The sequence below is a fragment of the Streptomyces otsuchiensis genome (genome assembly GCF_004305975.1).
Lineage (GTDB): Bacteria > Actinomycetota > Actinomycetes > Streptomycetales > Streptomycetaceae > Streptomyces > Streptomyces otsuchiensis.
In genome coordinates this window covers 1-22,689 of the sequence record NZ_BHZI01000029.1, presented here as the reverse complement: position 1 = coordinate 22,689, position 22,689 = coordinate 1, and the positions used below count along the sequence as shown (strand labels likewise).

Genomic DNA, 22,689 nt, shown 5'->3' with positions numbered 1-22,689 from the left:
CGCACCGGACTCAACGACACCGCGATGGCACGCGTGCTGCTGAAGCTGCGCGGCCAGAAGCTGCTCACCCACCTGGTGCTGATCCTCTTCGGCCTGATGATGCTCTATCCGCTGCTGTGGATGATCTCCAGCTCGCTGAAGCCGGAAGAGATCATCTTCCGGGAGCAGGGCCTCATCCCCACCAGCATCACCTTCGACAACTTCGTGAACGGCTGGAACGCGCTGCGCCACCCGTTCAGCCACTACCTGTTCAACTCCGCCGTGATCACCGCGGGCGCGGTCGTCGGCAACCTGCTGGCGTGCTCGCTCGCCGCGTACGCCTTCGCGCGGCTGGAGTTCCCGTTCAAGAAGTTCTGGTTCGCCGTCATGCTCGGCACCATCATGCTGCCGCTGCACGTCGTGCTCGTGCCGCAGTACATCCTCTTCTCGGAACTGGGCTGGATCAACACGTTCTATCCGCTGATCGTGCCGAAGTTCCTCGCCACGGACGCGTTCTTCATCTTCCTGATGGTGCAGTTCATCCGGACGCTGCCACGCGACCTGGACGAGGCGGCGCTGATCGACGGAGCGGGCCACTGGCGGATCTTCAGCCGGATCATCATCCCGCTGTCGACACCGGCCCTGGCGACCACGGCGATCTTCACCTTCATCTGGACCTGGAACGACTTCCTGTCCCAACTGATCTTCCTCACCAATCCGGACATGCACACGGTTCCGGTCGCCCTGCGAACGTTCCTGGACTCCAGCGGAGATTCCTCCTGGGGACCGATGTTCGCGATGTCGGTCATCGCGCTGGGCCCGATCTTCGGGTTCTTCCTGGCCGGCCAGAAATACCTGGTCCGCGGTATCGCCACCTCGGGTCTGAAGTAGTTAGAGAATTCAAAGGAGAGTTCAGTGACCACTCACACCAAGCGCCTCACACGAAGAGTGCTGCCGGCCCTCGCGGTCGTCGGCGCCATGACCCTGACGGCCTGCGGCGGCGGGGACAGCGGTGGGGACGGCAGCGACGGCGGGGACGTCACCCTCCGCGTCGCGTGGTGGGGCAGCGACGAGCGCCAGCGCATCACCGAGGAGGCGATAGCGAAGTTCGAGGAGCAGAACGAGGGCATCAAGATCCAGCCCGAGTACTCGACCTTCGACGCCTACTACGACCAGCTGACCACGCAGGTCGCCTCCAACGACGCCCCGGACGTCTTCGCGGTGGAGATCCGCCGCCTGGGCGAACTGGCCCGCGGCGGCGTCATGGCGGACCTCGACGGTCTGGTCGGCACCGACGACCTCAACCAGGAGCTGCTGGAGTCCGGCGCCATCGACGGCGTGCAGTACGGCATCCCGACGGGTGCCAACGCCTTCGCCGTGATGGCCAACACCAAGGTCTTCGAGGACGCCGGCATCGACCTGCCGGACGACACCTCCTGGACCTGGGAGGACTACATGGAGCTGAGCGCCGAGCTGACCGACACCACGGACAGCGGCCTCTACGGCACCCAGATCAGCAACAACGACGCCTTCCTCAAGATCTTCGCCGCACAGCGCGGCGAGGCCTTCTACGGCGAGGGCGAGCTGGCCGTCTCCGAGGAGACCGTGACCGACTGGTTCGCGTACCAGCTGGAGCAGATCGACGAGGGCGCCACCCCCGACGGGCCGCGCAGCGTGGAGATCGGCGAGAACGTCGAGACCTCCCTGGTGGCGACCAACACCGGCGCCATGGGCATGTGGTGGACCAACCAGCTGGGCACCCTGACCGCCGGTTCCGGCGAGGAGGTCGAGCTGCTGCGGATGCCGTCCGACGCGGGCGCGCAGACCGGCGGCATGTTCCTGCAGCCCACGATGTTCTGGACGGTCAGCGGCAACTCGGCGAAGCAGGAGGCGGCCGGCAAGCTGGTCGACTTCCTCGTCAACGACCCCGAGGCCGGCGCCATCATGGGCTCCGACCGCGGACTCCCGATGAACAGCTCCGTGCTGGACTCGATCCGCGACGGCCTGCCCGAGGCCGACGTGAAGTCGCTCGCGTTCATCGACGACATCAGCGACGAGACTGACGTCCCGCCGACCGCCCTGCCCGGCGGCGCCGGTGAGATCCCCAACCTGCTCAAGCGGTACAGCGAGGAGGTCTACTTCGAGCGCATGACCCCGCAGGAGGCGGCGGCGGCCTTCATCACCGAGGCCAACAGCGTCCTCAGCTGACCGATCGGCCGGGTGCGGCGCGGCTCGCGCCGCACCCGGCCGGGCGCCCCGCCCGCACCGCGCGGCGCCACCTGCCCGACCGTCCCACCGCACGAGGAGACACCACCCGTGACCCGCCGCTACGCCTTCGTCGGCCTCGGCCACCGCGCGCAGATGTACGTCGACGCGCTGCTCGGTGACTGGAGCGACACCGGGGAGATCACCGCTCTCTGCGACACCAACCAGACCCGGATGGACTTCTACAACGAGCGGATCACGGCCACCGGCAGGCCGGCCGTCCCGACCTTCGGCGCGGACCGGTTCGAGGATGTCCTCGCGCTCTGCGACGCGGTGGTGGTCACCAGCGTCGACTCCACCCACGCCGAGTACGTGGTCGCCGCGCTGGACGCGGGCCGTGACGTCGTCGTCGAGAAGCCGCTGACCGTCGACGCCGCCGGCTGCGCCGCCATCGCCGCGGCCGCCGAGCGCGGCGGCGGCGAGATCGTGGTGACGTTCAACTACCGCTACTCGCCGCGGAACACCGCGCTGCGCGAGGCCATCGCCTCGGGCCGGATCGGTGACGTCACCTCGGTCCACTTCGAGTGGACCCTGGACACCATCCACGGCGCCGACTACTTCCGCCGCTGGCACCGCGACCGCTCCTCCTCCGGCGGCCTGCTCGTCCACAAGTCGACCCACCACTTCGACCTGGTCAACTGGTGGCTGGACGCCCGCGCCGAACTGGTCTTCGCCCAGGCGGACCTGCGCTTCTACGGCGACACCAACGCGCCCGGCCCGCGCCCGGAGCGCGCGCACGGGGCGCCGGAACTCGGCAGCGACCCCTTCCTGCTGGACATCGGCGCCGACCCCCGCCTGAAGCGTCTCTACCTCGACGCCGAGGCCGAGGACGGCTACGTCCGCGACCAGGACGTCTTCGCCTCCGGTGTCACCATCGACGACAACATGGCCGTGATGGTCCGCTACGACAACCGCGCCATGCTGACCTACTCCCTCAACGCGCACGCCCCGCACGAGGGATACCGGGTCACGGTCAACGGCACGAAGGGCCGGCTGGAGCTGGAGGTGTGCGAGCGGGCGTGGACGCCGCCGCAGGACGCGGTCGACCCCTCGGCCACCGGCAAGGCCAACGCCCAGGGCGCCTACGACCGGCTGGTGCTCCAGGAGCACTGGAAGCAGCCGGAGGAACTGCCCATCCGCAACGGCGAGGGCGCCCACGGCGGCGGAGACCGCCTGCTCCTCGACGACGTGTTCCGCGGCCCCGGCGAGGACCCGCTGGCCCGCCAGGCCGGCTTCCGGGACGGGATCCGCAGCGTGCTCATCGGCGCCGCCGCCAGCGAGTCCGCGCGCACCGGACAGCCGGTCACCCTGACCGAGGCCGGTACCCGCATCGCCGGCGCGCCCGCCCCGCCCGGCCCGCCCCCCGGGGGCGGACCCCCCCGGGGCGGGCCCCGGCCCGGGCCCGCCCCTCGCCGGACGGCCCCGGGCGCGGCCACCCCGCCCCGGGGCCGTCCGGCGCCCGTTCCGGGAACGCGCCGGGCGGCGGGCGCACCACGCACCATCCACCACCTCCGGAGGTACCGGCATGACCCGGCCCGAGCTGCGGCTCACCCACACACCCGGTGACCGCGTCGAGCTGCGGCACGAGGACGTCACCCTCTTCAGCTACGTCTACCGCCCCGAAGCGGCCTGGGAAGCTCCCAAGCCCTATCTGCACCCGCTGCGGACCCTGTCCGGCGGGGTCGTCACCGACTACCGGCCGAACGACCACCGCTGGCACAAGGGGCTGCAGCTGACCGCCTCCCACCTCTCCGGCCAGAACATCTGGGGCGGGCGCTGCTATGTGCACCCGCAGGGCTACACCCCGCACCCCGAGCGGCTGGGCTCGATGGACCACGACGGGTTCGAGGAAATCACCGCCTCCGGCGACGGCGCGGTCGTCTCCGAACGGCTCACCTGGCGCAACCACGACGGCGACGGCTGGGTGGACGAGCGCCGCCGGGTCCAGGCGCACCACGTGGACCCGGCCGCGGGCGCGTGGACGCTCACCTGGTCCTCGTCGATGACCAACGTGCGCGGCGAGCAGCTGCGGTTCGGCTCCCCGACCACGGCGGGCCGGGAGATGGCCGGCTACACCGGCCTGTTCTGGCGCGGTCCCCGGGCCTTCCGGAACGGGCGGGTGCTCGGCCCGCACGGCGAGGGCCAGGAACTGATGGGCACCCAGGGCCGCTGGCTCTCCTACTCGGGAGAGTTCGACGGGGTCGACGGCTTCGCCACGGTCGTCTTCGAGCACGCGCCGGAGAACGGGCACGACGGAACCGACGGCCGGCATCCGGCCCACTGGTTCGTGCGCAACGACCCGTTCGCCGCCGTCGCCCCGTCCTGGGCGTTCTTCGACGAACTGGTGCTGCCTCCCGGCGAGTCCCTGGAGCGCCGCTGGCGCCTGGTGATCGCCGACGGCGAGTGGGACCGCGAGAAGACCGAGGAGTACCTGTCCACCCTCCCCTGGTGAACACCCGTGGTGCGCAACGGTGGTGACGTGACGTCACCGCCGGGGCGCACCCGCTCGGTGCCGCGCGTGCGGCCCCTTCTATGGTGCGTCCCACGACACTCGACCGCGGGAGCGTGCCATGACCGTCTCCACCGCCGTGAACAACGAAGTGGCTATCGCCTACGAGACGTTCGGTGACCCCGGCGGCAGGCCCCTGCTGCTGCTCAACGGCATCGACCTCCAGATGGTCTGGCTGCCCGACGACCTGTGCGAGCTGCTGGCCGAACTGGGTTTCCACGTCGCACGCTTCGACTACCGCGACAGCGGGCTCTCCGTCCGTGTCGCGCCCGGCGGGGCGGACGCGCCGGGCGGTGCACCGGTGCAGGTGCCGCCCGAAGGCCCCTACCGGGGCGAGGAGCTGATCGCCGACGTGCTGGCGGTCCTGGACACGTTGGGCTGGTCGTCGGCGCACCTGCTGGGCATGTCACTGGGGGCGGGGATCGCCCAGCATCTGGCCCTGCGGCATCCGGCGCGGGTGCGCTCGCTGGCACTCGTGGGCGGCCTCCGGATGCCGATCGGGGCGGTGGCGAACCTGCGGCACCTGCGGGCGCGCTTCCTGCTCGGCACGCCGGCCCGCCGCTACGGTCCGGACCGCGGCGAGCAGGAGCGCCGGCTGGTCGACGTCTACCGGCTCGCGTGCAGCTCCGCTCATCCGCTGGAGGAGGAGTGGGCTCGCGCGACGGCCGCCCTCGCCTACGAGCGCAGGCCCCCGTCGGCGGCCGTGCCCCGTCGGCAGCTGGCCGCCGTCAGGGAGCTGACGGTCCCCGCCGGAGGGCTGGCGGGCATCACGGCGCCCACCCTCGTGGTGCACGGGGAGGCGGACCCGCTGATCCGCCCGTCCGCCGCACGCGTCCTGTCCCGCGCGATCCCGGGCTCGCGGCTGATGCTGCTGCCGGGCATGGGCCATGTCCTCCCCCGCCCGCTGTGGCCGGTGGTCGGCGAGGCCATCGACCGGCAGTCGGGGCCGGCTTGACGCGGCAGGAGCCCGGGGCGCTCCGCGTCCCGGTGGGCTGGCGGCTGCGGGGGCGGCCACAGCCGGTGGAGGCGCGCGAGGTCCGCGCGTACGAGAGGACGACGGGCACCGTGCTGCCGGAGGCGCTACGCCGCCTGTACCTCGACTGGGGTGCGGGCAGCCTCGGCGGCTTCCTCGATCTGGCTTCGCCACGCGCGATCGTGACCCACCGGGAACTGGTGGGGCCTCTGCTGGAGCCCGAGGACGAGCCACTGATCGCACCGACCGCCGAGGTGCGGGTGTTCGGCAGAACCGTCAACGGCGACCTGGTCGGTTGGGCCGAGGGAGTGGACGAGTTGGACCGCGTGGTGCGGCTGGCCGGTTTCGACCAGCTCCCGCTGGAACCGACGACGGCGGCGTTCCTGGACGCGCTCACCCACGCAGACCTGTTCGGCGTCGGCCCGCTCGACGGCGGGTACCGGGCCGGGCGCCCGGCGGGCTGACCGTCCGCGCGGCCCGGATACGGCACGGACACGCGGACCGGATACGCGGACCGCACGCGCGGCCCGGGTACGGGTGCCCCCGGCGCCCCGTACCGGGTCCCTCGCGCGACGACGGCGGAGGGTGGCGCCGTGTCAGTCCTCGCCGGTGGTCACGCTCACCTCCGGGGAGAAGGCTCCCCAGTGCCCGTCGGGCAGCCGGGCCCGGATCTTCACGGCGTAGGTGACTCCGGGCTCGTTGTCGACGGTCAGCGTGTGGGTGGCCACCCCCACGGGGGCTCCGCTTCCCCAGAGCAGGGTGGTGGCGAAGTCACCGTCGAGGTGGATCTGGTACTCCAGCACGTCGCCGCCGGTCTCGGGCGCGGTCCAGGACAGCTCGATCGTCTGCGTGCCGTCGGCGTCCCGCGCGACCGCCTCGAAGCCGGAGGGGGCGGTGGCCGGTCCCGCCTCACCACCGGCGTCTCCGGAGGTGGTGAGTTCGACCGCCTCGCTGGGCGGTGAGGAGTTGTCGGCGGCGTCGCGCGCGACCACGGTGAAGACGTAGCCGGTTCCCGGCCGCAGACCGGTGATCAGCGTGCTGGTCTCGCTTCCGCCGACGCTGTGGATGCGGACGTCTCCCTGGTGGATGTCGTAGGAGGTGACGGCGATGTTGTCGGAGGCCGGTTCCCAGCTGAGGGTGGCGGCGTGCGCGCCGTCGGCGGCGCCCGTCAGGGCGCCCGGCGCGGTCGGCGGTTCCTCGTCGTCGGTGGCGGCGGAGAAGGTGGTGACGGTGACGGCGCGGCTGTCACCGGAGGTGCCGTGGGCGCTGGTGGCCCGTACGGAGAAGGTGTACTCGGTGTCGGGGGTCAGCCCGGTGATGTCGACCATGTAGGTGGCGGCGGCGACCTCCGCCGCCGGTTCGCCGTCCTGGCGGACCTCGTAGCCGGTGATCCCGGCGTCCTCCGTGCGGTTCCACATCACGTGGACGGAGGTCGAACTGCTGGCTTGGACGGTGAGTCCTGCCGGAGCGGGGGTCTGCTCCGCCTGCGTCGCGCCGCTGGAGCCGCCGCAGGCGGTCAGGGCGAGGCCGAGGAGCAGGGTGAGGACGAGCACGGCGGGGTGGGGGGTCCGTGACACGGTCGCGCCTTCCAACCGAGGGGCAATGGTCTAGACAAAGATGCCCGGTTGGTAGGGACACATCAAGACCCGCGTCGAAGAACTCCTTCACGGATGGCCCGATGGACGGCGACGGGAGCGGCGCACCGGCGACGGTGGCGGTACACCGCTCGGAGCCGGAGGGGTCTCAGCGCAGCCAGCTGTATCGCCGCACCAGCGGCGTCTCCTCCCAGTAACGGCCGAGACCCCAGGTCCGCCCGGCGGCGCAGACGGCGACCAGGATCATGACCAGGGCGTAGACGATGTGCTGGTCGATGAGCGGGTTGGGGGACATGCTGGCCGTGCCGTCCGACATCTCACGGGCGACCGGCCACGCGCCGCCCCAGAGCAGCAGCATCATCCCGGTCCCGGAGACGGCGGCGATCCGCAGCCCGATCCCCGCGACCAGGGCGAGGCCGAGGCCGAGCATCCCGGCCATGTAGGCCCAGTCGACCCATACGGCGCCGGACCAGGCGTGGAAGGTGCTCTCCAGCGGGCCGACCTGCACGCTCTGCAGGTAACCGGCCGCAGGCGAACCGCCGTTGACCCAGGCGCGCTCGGAGGTGGTGGCGTAGCCGAAGCCGAAGGTCTTGTCGAGAAAGGCCCACAGGAAGATGAGGCCGGTGGTGATCCGCAGCGCGGCGAGGAGCCGTGCGGCCGGGGCGTAGGGAGCGGCGGCGCCGCTCGCGGGCTCGCGCTCGGGGACAGCCGTGGTGGGCTGCGGACGGGCATGGCGAAGAACAGACATGGGGGCGTGATCCTTCCGGTGGGGGTGGTGACAGAGACATCCGCCCCAACCAGCCCAGCTCCGCCCGCCTGACTGATTGTCCGATCAGTATCCCGTATTGACGGGCTCACACAAGGACGAGATATGTGCGTCCCCCACACCCGGTGGCGCGGTGCGCGCCACGGTCTCCACCACCCGCTCCACCTGCGGTTCCTCCAGTCCCGCATGAGCTGTCAGCCGCAGACGGGAGATGCCGTCCGGTACCGACGGCGGCCGGAAACAGCCGACATCGACCCCTTCCGCCCGGCAGGCGGCCGCCCAGCCCAGCGCGGCATCGGCCGAGGGCGCCGGGACCGACACCACCGCGCTGCCCGGCGCGCCTCCCGGGCGCAGCCCCCGCGCGGCCAGACCGGCCCGCAGTGCCGCCGCGTTCTCCCCCACCCGCGCCGCCCGCCAGGGCTCCTCGGCCAGGACCCGCAGCGCGGCCAGCGCGGCCGCCGCCGACGCGGGCGCGAGCCCGGTGTCGAAGATGAACGTGCGGGCGGTGTTGACCACATGGTCGATCACCCGGCGCGGGCCGAGCAGCGCACCGCCCTGCCCGCCCAGCGACTTGGAGAGGGTGACCGTCGCCAGCACATCCGGCGCGCCGGCCAGCCCGGCGGCTGCCAGGGCGCCCCGCCCGCCGGGACCGCTCACCCCGAGGCCGTGCGCGTCGTCGGCCAGCAGCACGGCGCCGGCCGCCCGGCAGACGGCCGCCAGGTCGCCCAGCGGCGCGGGTTCGCCGTCGACGGAGAAGACCGAGTCGGTCACCACCACGGCACGTCCCCGATGCCGTGTCAGGACCTTCTCGACCGCCTCCGGTTGGCGGTGGGCGGTCACCGCGACATCCGCGCGCGCCAGGCGGCAGCCGTCGATGACCGAGGCGTGGTTGCGCTCGTCGGAGACGATCAGCGTCCCAGGCCGGGTCAGGGCGGTGATCGCACCGATGTTGGCGCAGTAGCCGGAGGAGAAGACCAGCGCGGCCTCGAAGCCGCAGAACGCGGCGAGTTCCTCCTCCAGCGCGGCGTGCACGGCGGTGCTGCCCGTCACCAGCCGGGACCCGGTGGAGCCCGTGCCCCAGCGCCGGGCGGCGTCGGCGGCGGCACCGGTGACGCGGGGGTCGCGGGACAGCGCCAGGTAGTCGTTGCCTGCGAGGTCCAGCCCGCCGGCCCCGGCGGCGCGCGGCCGCAGCTCCCGGACCAGGCCATGACGGCGGCGCTCGGCCGCCTCGGCGTCGAGCCAGGCCCACACATCGCGCTCGGTCATCGGCGCACCACCCTTGGATATCCGGGCCGTTCACGGTCGGTCTAGAGTGAAACACACGGCCGCCCGGGCTCACCGGGACCGTCGCCGGGGGCACCGGGCCGCCGGCCGCCCACGGGGCGGGAGGGAGCACGTGTGAGCAGCACGCCGCAGGACCCGAGCACCGACCGAGCCAGGCGGGGCGCGCCCGCGCAGGGAGCGCTCACCGCCGATCGCGTCGCGGCGCTGGACCGTGAGCATGTGTGGCACCCCTATGCCTCCATACCGGCCGCCACGGCCCCGCTGGTGGTGGAGTCGGCCTCCGGGGTGCGGCTGCGGACCGCCGGCGGCGCGGAGCTGATCGACGGCATGTCGTCGTGGTGGTCGGCCGTGCACGGCTACCGCCACCCGGTCCTCGACGCCGCCGTACGCGAGCAGCTGGACTCGATGAGCCATGTGATGTTCGGGGGCCTGACGCACGAACCCGCGGTCCGCCTCGCGACCCGGCTGGTGGAGATCACCCCGGAACCGCTGCGCCATGTCTTCCTCGCCGACTCCGGATCGGTCTCCGTCGAGGTCGCGCTGAAGATGTGCCTGCAGTACTGGCGTTCGCTGCGGCGCCCGGAGAAACGGCTGCTGATGACCTGGCGGGGCGGCTACCACGGCGACACCTGGCACCCGATGTCGGTGTGCGACCCGGAGGGCGGCATGCACGAGCTGTGGTCGGGGCTGCTGCCCCGCCAGCTGTTCGCCGAGGCGCCCCCGGCCGACTTCGCCGACGGACCGGACGAGGAGTACGCGCGGCGGCTGCGCGAGATGCTCGCCGAGCACGCGGACCGGCTCGCGGCCGTCATCGTCGAACCCGTGGTGCAGAACGCGGGCGGGATGCGCTTCCACTCCCCCGCCTATCTGCGGGTGCTGCGCGAGGCGTGCGACGAGCACGACGTGCTGCTGGTCTTCGACGAGATCGCCACCGGGTTCGGCCGCACCGGTGAACTGTTCGGCGCCGACCACGCGGGCGTCTCCCCGGATGTGATGTGCGTCGGCAAGGCGCTGACCGGCGGTTACCTCACGCTGGCGGCGGCGCTGTGCACCACCGCGGTGGCCGAGGGCATCGCCAGCGGCGAGGTGCCGGTGCTGGCGCACGGGCCCACCTTCATGGGCAACCCCCTCGCCTGCGCGGTGGCCGCCGCCTCCGTGGACCTGCTGCTCGCGCAGGACTGGCGGGCGGAGATCGCCCGGATCGAGGCGGCCCTGACGGCCGGGCTCGCGCCGGCCGCCGAGATCCCCGGGGTCCGTGAGGTGCGGGTGCTCGGCGCGATCGGTGTGGTGGAGCTGGACCGTCCGGTGGACATGGCGGCGGCCACCGCGGCCGCCGTCGCCGAGGGTGTGTGGCTGCGCCCCTTCGGCCGGCTGGTGTACACCATGCCCTGCTATGTGACCGACGACGAGGACCTGGCGCGGATCTGCGCGGCCGCGGCCGCCGTCGCCCGCGCCGCGTGAGGACCCGCGCGCGACCGCGCGGGCGGCGCCGGGCGCGCCCTCGGTGGCCGGTACGGACTGTGGCCGGGAACGGCCGGAAAAGAGTGCACGGGTGAACGTGCTGGTGGTGACGGGGACGGGCACCGAGGTCGGCAAGACCGTGGTCACGGCGGCGCTGGCGAGCGCCGCGCTGGCCGCCGGGCGCCGGGTAGCGGTGGTCAAGCCCGCCCAGACCGGAGTCGGTCCGGACGAGCCGGGGGACATCGCGGAGGTGCTGCGGCTGGCGGGCCCGGAGGTCACCGGCATCGAACTCGCCCGCTTCCCGGAGCCGTTGGCGCCCGCGACAGCGGCGCGACGGGCCGGGCTGCCGCCGATGACGGCGGCACGGGCGGCCGCCGCCGTCCGGGAGACGGCCGCCGGTCACGACCTGGTGCTGGTCGAGGGGGCGGGCGGCCTTCTGGTGCGCCTGGACGACGCCGGTTCGACACTGGCGGACGTGGCGGGACTGCTGCGCGCCCCCGTCCTCGTGGTGGCGTCGGCGGGCCTGGGAACCCTCAACGCCACCGCGCTAACCGCCGAGGCGCTGCGCTCCCGGGGACTGACCTGCCGGGGAGTGGTGGTGGGCAGCCTGCCCGCCGAGCCCGGACTGGCGGAGCGCTGCAACCTCACGGACCTAGCGGAGGTCGCCGGCGCTCCCCTGCTGGGCGGGGTGCCCGCCGGCGCGGGCCGGCTCGACCCCGCCGTCTTCCGCGACCGGGCCGGGAGCTGGCTGGACGGGGCCCTGAGCTGACCGGGCACCGCCCCGCAGCGAGGCCAGGTAGTCGTTGTAGGCGTTGAGTTCACGGTCACCGTCGCGGTCGGCCGCCCGGTCCGCCCGCCGTGCGAGGCGCTGCTCGGAGACATACCACTGCGCCACCAGGGCGATCAGCACGATCACGGTGGGGATCTCACTGAAGGCCCAGGCGATCCCGCCCGCCGCCGTCTGGTCCGCGAGGGCGTCGGTGGCCAGCGACGGGCTCGGATCGGCGTACGTCCGCACCATCGGCTCACTCGCCATCATCAGCGCGATGCCGAAGAAGGCGTGGAAGGGCATGGTGGCGAAGAGCTCCAGCATCCGCATCAGGTAGCCGGGGCGGTGCGGGCCCGGGTCCACGCCCATGATCGGCCAGAAGAAGACCAGGCCGACGGCGAGGAAGTGCAGCATCATCGCCACATGCCCCGGCCGGCTCTCCATCAGCAGGTCGAAGAGCGGCGTGAAGTAGAGCCCGTACAGGCTGGCGATGAACATCGGGATGGTGAACAGCGGGCTGGAGACCATCCGTACGTACCGGCTGTGCAGCAGCCCGCGCAGCAGTTCGCGCGGCCCGGTACGTCCCCGGGGGGCGGCCGGCAGCGCCCGCAGCGCGAGCGTCACCGGAGCGCCCAGCAGCAGCAGGATCGGCGAGAGCATGCTGATGATCATGTGCTGCGTCATATGGACGCTGAACAGGACCATGCCGTAGTCGTTGAGAGCCGTGCAGGTCACCAGCAGCACGGAGAGCACGCCGAGTGTGAACGAGACGGTCCGGCCGGTCTGCCACCGGTCGCCACGGCCCACCAGCCGGGTGACGCCCCACAGATAGAGGGCGAGGACGCCGAGCGAACCGACCAGGAACACCGGGTCGGGGCTCAGTTCCAGCATCCGTCCGAACGTGAACGGTGGCAGCTCCGCCATCCCACCGTGATCGCCGTGTCCCATCCGGCCGCTCCCGTTCTGTGCTGATTGCCCGGACCAGCATAGATCGCGTCCCTACCCGCTCCCGGCCCGGGGGCGCCTGCTCCCGGCCCGGAGCGGGGTCGGCCGCGGCGCCCCCGGCCGGGCACCGCGACCGGACGCGCTCCGGCCCCGCCGCCCGCGCCCGGGCCGGGATGGCGCGGGCGGGACCGGCGGGGCCGGAGGGTGGTGGTGCGGGTCGCTCAGGCCGGCTGGGTGGCGGCCGCGATGCGCTCGGCGCGCAGCGCGTCGTACCAGCGGTCGTCGACCGGCGGCAGCGCGTTGACGTCCAGCGCCAGCTTGAGCAGATGGTCGGCGATCAGCGGGTTGCGGGCGAGCACCGGGCCGTGCAGGTAGGTGCCGAACACGGTGTCGGCCCAGGCGCCCTCGGTGCCGTCGCCGACGCCGTTGCCGTTGCCCAGCCGGACGGTGGCGAAGGGCCGCACACCGGGGCCGAGGCGGGTGACGCCCTGGTGGTTCTCGAACCCGGTGACCTCCGGCAGCCCCAGGCTGGGGTCGGCGTCACCGAGGACGTCGCCGACGCAGCGCTCGGCGCCGCCCCGGACGCTGACCACGTCGAGGAGCCCGAGGCCGGGCTCCGGCTTGCCGAGGTCGTTGACGAACTCGTGGCCGATGATCTGGTACCCGGCGCACACCGAGAAGACGATGGCGCCGTTCTCCACGGCCCGCTCCAGCCCGCCGTCGCGGCGCAGCCGCTCCGCGGCCAGCCGCTGGGGCCGGTCCTCGCCGCCGCCGATCAGGTAGATGTCGCCGGAGGTGGGGACGGGCTGGTCGGACCGCACGTCGATGCGGTCCACCCGCAGCCCGCGGCGGCGGGCGCGGCGCTCGACGACGAGGGCGTTGCCCTGGTCGCCGTAGGTCGAGAGCAGGTCGGGGTAGATCCACACCACGCGGAGGCTGGTGTCACTCATGGCTTCCGTCCTTCGGGCGGTAGGGGTCAGTTGCCGACGACGCGGCGCAGGTCCTGGAAAGCGGTGTAGTTGGCGATCGCCTCGATCCGGCCGGGCGGGAGCGCCGCCATGGCCTGCTGGAGCGTCTCGTGGACGGTGAACTCCAGCCCGGCGACCTCCAGCCGCACCGCGAGGTCGAGCCTGCGGTCACCGATGACGGCGATCGGGTGCCCGGCCAGCCGGGTGTAGTCCACGTCCCACAGCCAGGAGGTGTCGGTGCCGTCGGCCCCCCGGGCGTTGACCGAGAGCACCACGGGGTTGGGCGGCGGGTCGATGAGCGAGAAGGTCTCCAGCCAGCCCGCCGGGTTCTTGGCCAGCAGCAGCCGGATCTCGCGGTCCTGGTAGGCCACCACGTCGTAGCGTCCGGCGACGGCGCTGACGGTCTGCATCCGTTCGAGCGCGACCTGCGGGGAGACCCCGAAGGTCGCGGCGACAGCGGCCGAGGTTGCCGCGTTGGCCTTGTTGGCACGGCCGGGCAGCTGGAGCTGGATAGGCCAGGCCGACCCGTGCGGGTCCAGCACGTGGTCGCCGGAGAGGACCCAGCTCGGGGTCGGGCGGGCGAACCCGCACTCCCCGCAGACCCAGCCGTCGTCCGGACGCTGGAGCACGCCGCCGCAGGCCGGGCAGGACCAGGCGTCGTCCTTCCACTCCTGGCCGGCCGCGACCCAGACGACGTGCGCCGAGGACGAGGCGGCCCAGACGACCAGCGGGTCGTCGCAGTTGGCGACGATGACGGCCTTCGAGCCCTCCAGGCCGGTACGCCAGTGCTCGGCGAGCATCCGGGTCTCGCCCGCGCGGTCCAGCTGGTCGCGGGAGAGGTTCAGGAGCGCGATGACCTTCGGGGTGACGTCGCGGGCCACGGTCGCGAGGTACTTCTCGTCCACCTCGATGACGCCGAATCTGGCGTCCGACCCGCCCGCCAGGGCGGAGGTGATGCCCGCGGGCATGTTGGCGCCCAGCGCGTTGGAGACGACCGGCCCGCCGGCGCGCAGCGCCTCGGCGATCAGCCGGGTGGTGGTGGTCTTGCCGTTGGTCGCCGAGACCAGGACCACGTCCAGATGCTGCGCCAGACGGGCGAGCAGGTCGGGGTCGAGCTTCAGGGCCACGCGGCCCCCGATCACCGACCCGCTGCCGCGGCCCGCGGCCCGGGACACGGCTGCCGCTGCCTTGCCTGCCGTCACGGCCAACCTGGCGCGCGGCGACAGCGGTTCAGTGCTCTCCGTCATCGTGTCTGTTCCTCCTTGCCCCTTGGTAGCGCCCACCCTATCGATGTCCGGGAGTGCCGCCGCCGCACGGCGCCGCGGCAGGCGGGGGTCTGCGGGGAGGCGCACGTCACAGACCGCCGCGCATAGCCGTGTTTGACCGTCGTTCACCCATATGAACCGATCAGATGTTGTGCACCCTGGGTGGGGATTACGGTGCGAAGAGTGACCTGCGTGCCGCGATGTCTGGAGCCCTCATGATCTTGTCCATCTCCGGCGTGGTCCTGTTCGGGATCATCGTCTTCCTCTTCTTCCGCAAGGACGGCCTCAAGCCGATGCACGCCGTCGTGTGCGCCCTCTTCGGCTTCTATCTCGCCGGGAGCGCCATCGCGCCGAGCATCCAGGCCGGCAGCGACAGCGTGGCCAACCTGCTGGGCGGGATCGCCCTCTGACCGAGCCGCCACGGGGCCGGGGGCGAAGCCCCGCCGGCCCCGGGCGGGCCGCCCCCGCACGGTGGAGGTACCGGTGCTGGAGACGTTCCGTTCACTGCCCGGTCGCGCGAACCGGCTGACGGAGGTCGTGCGGACTCCGCCCGACCCGCGCGTACTGACGGCGCTGCCCGCCACCCTGGGCAGCGGCCTGGCCGTCCTGGCCCGCTCCGCCGGGACCCGCTGCCGGCGGACGCCGCCCGAACGCCGCCTGCCGCTGGCCGCGTTGGTGGTGACCGGGCTGGTGCTGCTGTGGCTGCTCCCCGGCGGGCTGCCACTGGCCGGCGCCGCACTGCTGGCCGGCGCGCTGGTGGCCGGCCGGCGGGCGGCCCGCTCCGGCGCCGCGCGGGCCGCCGAGGCCGAGGAGGAGAAGCAGGAGCAGCAGGCGCGGCTCGGCACCCTCTACGAGGCGCTGGTCCCGCACTTCGGCGCGCCCGAGGGCTGCCCGGCGGAACCGGCGTACGCCTATGGCGGGCAGTGGGACGAGGTGTTCGAGGAGCACTCCTTCGACGGCGACCGTCTCACCGGGCTCCGGCTGCGCTACCCCGCCCACTTCCCCGACGGCGATCCCGCCGCCCGCGCCCGGGTGGAGGAACTGCTGACGGCGAAGACCGGCCGGGACCGCGAGCTGTGCCTGCGCTGGGACGAGGAACGCAACCGGCTGCGGATGACGGTGCTGGAGCCGCTGCCGTCCGGGCTGTGCGCCCAGCGGTTCGTGACCGGCCCCGGCGAGACGGTGCTCGGCTTCACCGACGCGGACGCGGTCGACCGCACCGTGCCGGTCACCGACGACACCGCCGCCGGGGAGAGCCTGGACGCCGCGCCGGTGGTCTGGCGGACCGGCGCCCGCTCCCCCGCCGCGCATCTGCTCGCCACCGGCGAACCGGGTTCCGGCACCACCTCGCTGCTGCGCTCGGTGGTGCTCCAGGCGCTGGGTGACGGTGACGTCCTGCTGGTGGACGGCAGCGGTGCGGGTGAGTTCGCCTGCTTCGCGGGGCGGCGCGGGGTGCTGACGGTGGAGTCGACCCCGGCGGGGGCCGCCGCCGCGCTGGAGTGGGCCACGGTGGAGACCGAGCGGCGGCTGGCCGAACTCGCGCGGGCACGGCAGGCGGCGGTGCCCGACCACCCGGTTCCGCTGCGGCCGCTGTGGATCGTCCTGGACCGGCCCGCGCTGCTCAGCCACCGCGCCCGGGTGGCGGGCGTCCGTGACCCGCAGGAACTGCTGGAGGTGCCGCTGCGGCACGGACGGGCGGCGGAGGTGACGGTCGCGGTCGCCGAGCAGCTGGACGGACTGGGGGCACTCGCCCCGGCCGTCACCGGCTGCACCGGAGCCCGGGTGGCACTGGGCCCCGTCCCGGGCGCGCTGCTGCCGCAGGTGCTCGGCGCCACACCGGGCAGCACGGCGCCGCCGCAGGTCCCGGTCGGGCGCGGCTACGCCCGGCTCGCCCCCGGGCCGGTCCTGCGGCTGCAGGTCCCGGCCACACCCGACCCGTACGACGACACCACCGAGGAACGGCAGCGCACGGCGGTGCTCGCGCTACTGCCCGAACGCCCGGCCCCGCCGGCCGCCGAGGAGCCGGGCGACGCCGGGGACGGCACCGTCGCCGGCGGCATGGCGGGCGCCGGCGGCCCGGCGGAACCCGGAGCCGACACGGCCGCCCGCACGGGCGGGTGACTCCCCCGGGCGGCGGGCCACGGACCCGTCAGGTGATGTAGCTCTCCGGGGTCTGGGGGGACGCCGGCCCGCCCTCCCGGAGCAGCGCCGCGGCCGTGGCGAGCCGGGAGACGGCCTCGTCGGCGAGCGGCCCGGGCAGGGTGAACGGCAGCCGCAGATACCCCTCGAAGGCACCGTCGAGCCCGAACCGGGTACCGGCGGGCACCCGCACCCCGTGCCGTTCGGCGACATCGGCGAGCCGGGAGCCGGAGAGGCCGCCGGCCCGCACCCAGAGCGTCAGACCGCCCTCGGGCACGGCGAACTCCCAGTCCGGCAGGCGGGAGCGCAGCGCGGCCGCCAGCGCGTCACGGTTGTCGGTCACCTGACGCCGCCGCAGCGCCACCGCCGCGTCCCAGCCGTCCCCGTTCATCAGCCGGGCGACCGCGAGCTGTTCGAAGACCGGGCTGCCCAGGTCGGCGTAGGCGCGGGCCGCGACCAGGCTGCGCACCGTCTCGGGGGCGGCGCGCACCCACCCGATCCGCATCCCGGCCCAGAACGCCTTGCTGGCCGAGCCGATGGTGATGACGGCCGATCCGCCGGGGTCGAAGGCACAGACGGGGCGGGCCGGGGTGGCGCCGGGGCGGAGGTCGAGGTCGTGCATCGTCTCGTCGACGATCAGCAGAGTCCCGGCGGCGCGCGCCGCCGCGACGAGCTCCCGGCGCTGCTCCTCGTCGGCGAGCGCGCCGGTGGGGTTGTGGAAGTCGGCGACGACGTAGGCCAGTCGCGGCGCGGCGTCGCGCAGGACCCGTCGCCAGGCGGGCAGGTCCCAGCCGCTGAGCCCCTCCCCCATGGCGACCGGAACCAGCCGGGCCCCGGTGTCCCGCATCAGCTGGAGGACATTGGCGTAGGAGGGGTGCTCGACCGCGACACGCTCGCCCCGGGCGGCCAGGAGCCGGCGCACCGCTGCCACGCCGCCCATGGCGCCGGTGGTGACCATGATCTGCTCGGGCATGGTGGGCACACCGCGCGCGGTGTAGCGGTCGGCCAGGGCGCGGCGCAGCGCGGGCAGACCGGCGGGGAAGTCGCCGTGGGTGCCGGTGGTGGTGCGCAGGTCGGGCAGTGCCTCCTGGAACGCCCGGGTGAGCAGCGGCTCCGGTGCGGGCAGCGCGGCGTAGCCGAGGTCGATCACCGAGGAGGCGGCGTCTGGCGGCAGCGGGTCGAGGCCCCCGGTGGGGGGCGCCTGCCCGGCGGGCACCGTGGTCCAGCTGCCGGCGCCTCTGCGTGACTCCAGGAAGCCGTCGGCGCGCAGCGCCTCGAAGGCGGAGGCGACGGTGGTGCGGCTGACGGACAGGGCGGTCGCCAGTTCGCGTTCGGCGGGGAGCCGGGCGGAGACGGGAATCCGCCCCTCCAGCACCAGGTAGCGCAGGCCGTCGGCGAGCGCGCGGTAGGCGGGCAGCCGTGCCGGGCGGGTCCCGGGTGTCCCGGGGACCCGGGTGGCTGCCTCCTGGGGGTGGCTTCCGAGGAGGCGGCGCAACTGCGTCGCGCCCACGGTGGACGTCCAGTCAGTCATGCGAGCGGTCCACTTCTTCGCGATTGGCCCTGGGAAGGGATGCCAATACCCTCCATGCTGCCAGAGCCCGGGAGGGAGCGGCATCCCCGGGATCGTTGCGGTCCTGTGGACGCGGGCGGAGGCCGGCGCCTCACGGAGGACGCGCGACACCAGCGGTACCCGGCTGGATCGGCGGCGCGGGCGCACAGCGGGAGGGAAGACGGTCATGGCGGTGACGGAACCGGAGGACGGTGCCCACGCCGGCGCGAGGTCCGCGTCGCGGCGACTGCCGCGGCGTGCGGCGCAGTTGGTGGTGGGCCTGGTCCTGTACGGGGCGAGCGTGGCCCTGATGGTGCCCGCCGGGCTCGGGCTCTCGCCGTGGGACGTCTTCCACCAGGGGGCCGCCGAGCGGATCGGCCTGTCCATCGGCACCACCGCGATCCTCGCGAGCGTGGCGGTGCTGCTGCTGTGGATTCCGCTGCGGGAGCGGCCGGGGGTCGGGACGTTCAGCAACGTGGTGGTCGTCGGGCTCTCGATGGACGCGACGCTGGCGCTGCTGCCGGAGATGACCACCCTGTCCGTCCGGGTGCCGGTGCTGCTGCTGGCCGTGGTGCTCAACGGGGCGGCCACCGGGATGTACATCGCCGCCCGGTTCGGCCCCGGACCGCGCGACGGCCTGATGACGGGGCTGCACCGGGTCTCGGGCCGGTCGGTGCGGCTGGTGCGCACCGCGATCGAGGCGGTGGTGCTGAGCGCCGGGTTCCTGCTGGGCGGCACCGCGGGAGTGGGCACCGCCCTGTACGCGCTGGCCATCGGTCCGCTGGCGCAGCTCTTCCTGCGCCTCTTCGAGGTCCCGGACGCGTCGCGGAGGCGGGCCACCGGGTGACCGCCGGATGCCTCGTTCGGCCCCATCGGTTTCGCCGCCGGGGCCCGCGCCGGGTACAGTACGCGGTTGGCCCCGTCGGGCGAGCCGTTACGCGCGTAGCCCCACCACGGGTCACCGGGTGACATCACTCAGTCAGATGTGACAAACCGGACGTGGGCGGGTAAGAGACAGACTGCGACGCGACGGGCGACGAGTATCCCTGAGCGGGAATCTTCACCGCCGACCGGACGTTGACGGGATGACGACGACAGCTACACCTGTCATGTGGGCGACCAGCCCGGGAGGCACGATTCATGAGTGAGCGAGCTCTACGCGGCACGCGGCTCGTGGTGACCAGCTACGAGACAGACCGCGGCATCGACCTGGCTCCCCGCCAGGCGGTGGAGTACGCATGTGAGCGAGGGCATCGGTTCGAGATGCCCTTCTCCGTGGAGGCCGAGATCCCTGCGGAGTGGGAGTGCAAGGTCTGCGGCGTGCAAGCGCTGCTGGTGGACGGTGACGGGCCGGAGGAGAAGAAGGCCAAGCCCGCCCGTACCCACTGGGACATGCTGATGGAGCGGCGCACCCGCGAGGAGCTGGAGGAGGTGCTGGCCGAACGGCTGGCGGTCCTGCGCTCCGGCGCGATGAACATCGCGGTGCACCCGCGGGACAGCAGGAAGTCCGCCTGACGGACGGACTGCGGTACCGGTACGAACGGCGCGGGGCCGGACACCCTCTGGGTGTCCGGCCCCGCGCCGTTGTGCGTGCGTGGTGACGGTGGTGGTGGCGGGGTCAGCCGCGCGGTGTACCGCCTCCGGTGACGGGACCGCCGGGAGCCGGGCCTTCGGGAGCCGGGCCTTCGGGGGCGCCCGGACCGTCCGGGCCGTCGTCGGGGTCGATGACCTCGCCACGGACCACCTTGCCGTCGGGACGGCGCATCCGCAGCTGCTCGTCCACCGTGCGGACCTCCTGGTAGGCGGCGCCCAGCGGCCCCGCCTTGCCGATCAGGAAGGCGCCGGCGGCGCCCCGCAGCAGCGAGGCAGTGGGCGGGAAGAGGCAGAGCAGCCCGAGGACATCGGACAGCAGCCCGGGCACCATCAGCAGGATGCCGCCGATCGCCGCGAGGCCGTTGCCGCCACGGGTCGACGGCGGTTCCGGCCGCCCCGCCTGCGCCGCCTGGAGCGTCTCACTCATGCGGCGGAAGGCACGGCGGCCCGCCCGCTGGAGCACGACCATGCCGAGCAGCAGGCCCCCCAGCAGCACCAGGAAGACGGTCAGGCCGCCTGCGACACGTCCGAGCAGGAGCAGCAGCCAGATCTCGGCCACGGCCCAGACGACGGCGAACAGGGGCAAGAACGTCCGCGCCCGGCCACCGCGACGCGGTGACCGTCCGTCGGACGGGCGGGGATCGATGGGGGGCGGGCTACCGGTGGTCATGGTTCAAGTGTGCCTGCGTCCGGTGATCCGGCGGAACCGGGAGGCGACACCCCAGGCGGTCACCCGCCACAGTGCCTCCGTCACGATGGACCTGCTCATCTTGCTGTCGCCGTGGGCGCGTTCGACGAAGGTGATGGGCACCTCGACGATCCGGTGCCCGGCGCGCGCGGCCCGGTGCAGCAGATCCACCTGGAAGCAGTAACCCTGCGAGGCCACGTCGGCCAGCAGCGACGGCTCCAGCACATGGCCGCGCAGCGCGCGGAAGCCGCCGGTGGCGTCCAGTACCGGCAGGTCCAGCAGGGCACGGGAGTAGCGGCTGCCGCCCCGGGAGAGCAGTTCCCGGTAGCGGGGCCAGTGGACGATGCGGCCGCCGGGGACCCAGCGGGAGCCGATCACCACGTCGGCGGAACGCAGCGCGGTCAGCAGCCGGGGCAGTTGCTCGGGCTGGTGGGAGCCGTCGCCGTCCATCTCCACCAGCACCCCGTAGCCGCGGTCGAGCCCCCAGCGGAACCCGTCGAGGTAGGCGGCCCCCAGTCCCTCCTTGGCGGGACGGTGCAGCACGCTCACCCGCGGGTCCTCGGCGGCGAGGGCGTCCGCGACCGCTCCGGTGCCGTCCGGGCTGTTGTCGTCCGCGACCAGCACGTCGGCGTGGGGCACGGCGGCCCGCAGCCTGCTCACGAGCGGCCGGATGCTGTGGGCCTCGTTGTAGGTGGGGATGACGACGAGCACCGGGCCGACGGCGCCGCCGGGCCGGGGTGCGGGGGCGTTCACGCGGGACGTTCCCCCGTACGTGGCCCCCCGTCCGGGGCCGCGGCCCGGTCCGGCCCGCGTTCGGAGGCGGCGCCGCCGCCGGGGCCGTCGCCCGTCGGCGCCGGTGGCGTCTCGCCGCCGGTTTCCGTAGCGGTCTCCGTACCGGTCTCCGTCCACGCGGCGTCCTCGCCACCGGACGCCGGAGGGCCGACGGCCCCACGCCGGGCGGCGCGGCCGCGGCCGAGGGCCCAGCCCCAGGCGAGCAGGCCGGCGACGGCGAGGCTCCACTCGGGTACGGCGCCCACCCGGTCGGCGACGGTCCGCTCGTCCCGCAGCGGGAGATCCCCGGTCAGCACGTCCTGGGTGAACTCCTCGGTTCGCTGCTCCACCGTGCCGTCGGGGGCGACGATGGCGCTGATCCCGCTCGGTGCGGAGGTGACGATGGCGCGGCCGTGCTCGACGGCGCGCAGCGAGGACATCGCCAGCTGCTGCTCGGGCTGGCCCGTCCGGCCGTAGGTGGCGTTGTTGGTCTGGATGACCAGGGCGCGGGCCCCGGCGTTGACGGTGTCGCGCACGATGCCGTCGTAGGCCACTTCGAAGCAGATCACGTCGCCGAGCCGGGCGGGCCCGACGTCCAGGACGCCGGTCGTCTCGCCCGGCCAGAAGTCGCGCGGAACCCGCTCCAGGCGGGTGATGAACGTGCTGAGCACGTCGCGGTAGGGCACGTACTCGCCGAAGGGCACCGGGTGCTGCTTGGTGTAGGAGGCGCCCGGGCCGGTCTCGGGATCCCAGACGATGCCCTGGTTCTCGACGTAGCCCTCCTCGGTGGGATGGTCGACGAGCGCCCCCACCAGGATCGGCACGCCGACGGCGCGTGCGGCCCGGTCGATGGCGTTGTACGCCTCGGGGTGGCGGTGCGGGTCGAGGTCGGAGGCGTTCTCCGGCCAGATCACCAGGTCCGGCTGTTCCTCCCGGCCCGCCCGGATGTCCTCGGCCAGGCCCAGGGTGGCCTCGACGTGGTTGTTGAGGATGAGCATCGGCCGGCCGAGGAAGTCCATGCCCGGCTGCTGCACGTTGCCCTGCACGACGGCGATGCGCACGGTGTCGTCGGCCGCGGTGTGGACCGGGACCGCGTAGCCGGCCAGCACGGTGGCGGCGGCCAGCCCCGCGGCGCCCGCCGCGGGCAGGGCCGCGCGGGAGGCCACGGCA

At 73.6% G+C, this 22,689-nt stretch carries 22 protein-coding genes; 12 read left to right on the top strand and 10 right to left on the bottom strand.

What is annotated here, in order from left to right; genetic code table 11:
• Window positions 1-24 precede the first annotated feature (24 nt).
• The 6 genes from E0D90_RS04995 (at window position 25) to E0D90_RS04970 (ending at window position 6,190) form a co-directional block, all read left to right on the top strand.
• Entirely contained in the window at window positions 25-870 is an 846-nt protein-coding gene (locus tag E0D90_RS04995; protein ID WP_130796742.1) for a carbohydrate ABC transporter permease, read from the top strand.
• Window positions 871-894: 24 nt separating this feature from the next.
• Window positions 895-2,187 carry an ABC transporter substrate-binding protein gene (locus E0D90_RS04990; RefSeq protein ID WP_227870001.1) on the top strand — a complete coding sequence of 431 codons (1,293 nt, stop codon included), beginning with the start codon at window positions 895-897 and terminating at the stop codon, window positions 2,185-2,187.
• A gap of 108 nt (window positions 2,188-2,295) precedes the next feature.
• Window positions 2,296-3,810, top strand: coding sequence for a Gfo/Idh/MocA family protein (locus E0D90_RS04985; RefSeq protein WP_130796737.1), 1,515 nt, complete (start codon window positions 2,296-2,298; stop codon window positions 3,808-3,810).
• The gene (locus E0D90_RS04980) at window positions 3,770-4,696 is read left to right on the top strand and encodes a DUF6807 domain-containing protein (RefSeq protein ID WP_130796736.1); all 927 of its coding nucleotides are present in this window, start codon (window positions 3,770-3,772) and stop codon (window positions 4,694-4,696) included. The genes E0D90_RS04985 and E0D90_RS04980 overlap by 41 nt, the downstream gene beginning before the upstream one ends.
• 118 nt (window positions 4,697-4,814) lie before the next feature.
• Window positions 4,815-5,708: an alpha/beta fold hydrolase gene (locus E0D90_RS04975; protein WP_130796735.1), complete on the top strand. Its 894-nt coding sequence runs from the start codon at window positions 4,815-4,817 to the stop codon at window positions 5,706-5,708.
• Entirely contained in the window at window positions 5,705-6,190 is a 486-nt protein-coding gene (locus E0D90_RS04970) for an SMI1/KNR4 family protein (protein WP_130796734.1), read from the top strand. The genes E0D90_RS04975 and E0D90_RS04970 overlap by 4 nt, the downstream gene beginning before the upstream one ends.
• Before the next feature lie 132 nt (window positions 6,191-6,322).
• Here E0D90_RS04970 and E0D90_RS04965 read toward each other — a convergent pair whose 3' ends face one another.
• From E0D90_RS04965 to E0D90_RS04955, 3 genes are all read right to left on the bottom strand, one after another.
• Complete coding sequence (locus E0D90_RS04965; protein WP_227870000.1) at window positions 6,323-7,303, bottom strand: fibronectin type III domain-containing protein; 981 nt, start codon at window positions 7,301-7,303, stop codon at window positions 6,323-6,325.
• Window positions 7,304-7,469: 166 nt separating this feature from the next.
• Window positions 7,470-8,069 carry a DoxX family membrane protein gene (locus E0D90_RS04960; protein WP_130796732.1) on the bottom strand — a complete coding sequence of 200 codons (600 nt, stop codon included), beginning with the start codon at window positions 8,067-8,069 and terminating at the stop codon, window positions 7,470-7,472.
• Window positions 8,070-8,153: 84 nt separating this feature from the next.
• The gene (locus E0D90_RS04955) at window positions 8,154-9,353 is read right to left on the bottom strand and encodes an 8-amino-7-oxononanoate synthase (RefSeq protein ID WP_130796731.1); all 1,200 of its coding nucleotides are present in this window, start codon (window positions 9,351-9,353) and stop codon (window positions 8,154-8,156) included.
• A 132-nt stretch (window positions 9,354-9,485) separates the two neighbouring features.
• Between E0D90_RS04955 and E0D90_RS04950 the strand changes: the two genes are divergently transcribed.
• Window positions 9,486-10,832, top strand: coding sequence for an adenosylmethionine--8-amino-7-oxononanoate transaminase (locus E0D90_RS04950; protein WP_130796730.1), 1,347 nt, complete (start codon window positions 9,486-9,488; stop codon window positions 10,830-10,832).
• Between the two features lie 91 nt (window positions 10,833-10,923).
• Window positions 10,924-11,601, top strand: coding sequence for a dethiobiotin synthase (gene bioD / locus E0D90_RS04945; protein ID WP_130796729.1), 678 nt, complete (start codon window positions 10,924-10,926; stop codon window positions 11,599-11,601).
• Here bioD and E0D90_RS04940 read toward each other — a convergent pair.
• The 3 genes from E0D90_RS04940 to E0D90_RS04930 form a co-directional block, all read right to left on the bottom strand.
• The gene (locus tag E0D90_RS04940) at window positions 11,485-12,549 is read right to left on the bottom strand and encodes a cytochrome c oxidase assembly protein (protein ID WP_130796728.1); all 1,065 of its coding nucleotides are present in this window, start codon (window positions 12,547-12,549) and stop codon (window positions 11,485-11,487) included. The genes bioD and E0D90_RS04940 overlap by 117 nt on opposite strands.
• A 218-nt stretch (window positions 12,550-12,767) precedes the next feature.
• On the bottom strand, window positions 12,768-13,496 hold the full coding sequence (locus E0D90_RS04935) for a type 1 glutamine amidotransferase (RefSeq protein WP_103504720.1): 729 nt from the start codon (window positions 13,494-13,496) through the stop codon (window positions 12,768-12,770).
• Between the two features lie 26 nt (window positions 13,497-13,522).
• A complete protein-coding gene (locus E0D90_RS04930; protein WP_103504721.1) occupies window positions 13,523-14,761 on the bottom strand; it encodes a MurT ligase domain-containing protein in 1,239 nt (412 codons plus the stop codon).
• Window positions 14,762-14,994: 233 nt separating this feature from the next.
• On the opposite strand from E0D90_RS04930, the gene E0D90_RS04925 reads away from it, so the two are divergent.
• The gene (locus E0D90_RS04925) at window positions 14,995-15,189 is read left to right on the top strand and encodes a hypothetical protein (RefSeq protein ID WP_103504722.1); all 195 of its coding nucleotides are present in this window, start codon (window positions 14,995-14,997) and stop codon (window positions 15,187-15,189) included.
• Between the two features lie 73 nt (window positions 15,190-15,262).
• Complete coding sequence (locus E0D90_RS04920; RefSeq protein ID WP_130796727.1) at window positions 15,263-16,900, top strand: hypothetical protein; 1,638 nt, start codon at window positions 15,263-15,265, stop codon at window positions 16,898-16,900.
• Between the two features lie 28 nt (window positions 16,901-16,928).
• Here the strand turns inward: E0D90_RS04920 and yczR are convergent, their stop codons facing one another.
• Window positions 16,929-18,449 carry a MocR-like transcription factor YczR gene (yczR, locus tag E0D90_RS04915; RefSeq protein ID WP_130796726.1) on the bottom strand — a complete coding sequence of 507 codons (1,521 nt, stop codon included), beginning with the start codon at window positions 18,447-18,449 and terminating at the stop codon, window positions 16,929-16,931.
• A 205-nt stretch (window positions 18,450-18,654) separates the two neighbouring features.
• Between yczR and yczE the strand changes: the two genes are divergently transcribed.
• The gene (yczE, locus tag E0D90_RS04910) at window positions 18,655-19,314 is read left to right on the top strand and encodes a membrane protein YczE (protein ID WP_130796725.1); all 660 of its coding nucleotides are present in this window, start codon (window positions 18,655-18,657) and stop codon (window positions 19,312-19,314) included.
• Between the two features lie 293 nt (window positions 19,315-19,607).
• Window positions 19,608-19,982 (top strand): RNA polymerase-binding protein RbpA, encoded by a 375-nt coding sequence (locus tag E0D90_RS04905; RefSeq protein ID WP_103500268.1) that lies wholly within the window; start codon window positions 19,608-19,610, stop codon window positions 19,980-19,982.
• Between the two features lie 103 nt (window positions 19,983-20,085).
• Here the strand turns inward: E0D90_RS04905 and fxsA are convergent, their stop codons facing one another.
• The 3 genes from fxsA to lnt form a co-directional block, all read right to left on the bottom strand.
• Window positions 20,086-20,730 (bottom strand): FxsA family membrane protein, encoded by a 645-nt coding sequence (gene fxsA / locus E0D90_RS04900; protein ID WP_130796724.1) that lies wholly within the window; start codon window positions 20,728-20,730, stop codon window positions 20,086-20,088.
• A 3-nt stretch (window positions 20,731-20,733) separates the two neighbouring features.
• On the bottom strand, window positions 20,734-21,501 hold the full coding sequence (locus E0D90_RS04895) for a polyprenol monophosphomannose synthase (RefSeq protein ID WP_130796723.1): 768 nt from the start codon (window positions 21,499-21,501) through the stop codon (window positions 20,734-20,736).
• Window positions 21,498-22,689: apolipoprotein N-acyltransferase (gene lnt, locus E0D90_RS04890; protein ID WP_227869999.1), on the bottom strand; the 1,192-nt coding region annotated here is incomplete at its 5' end. The genes E0D90_RS04895 and lnt, both read right to left, overlap by 4 nt.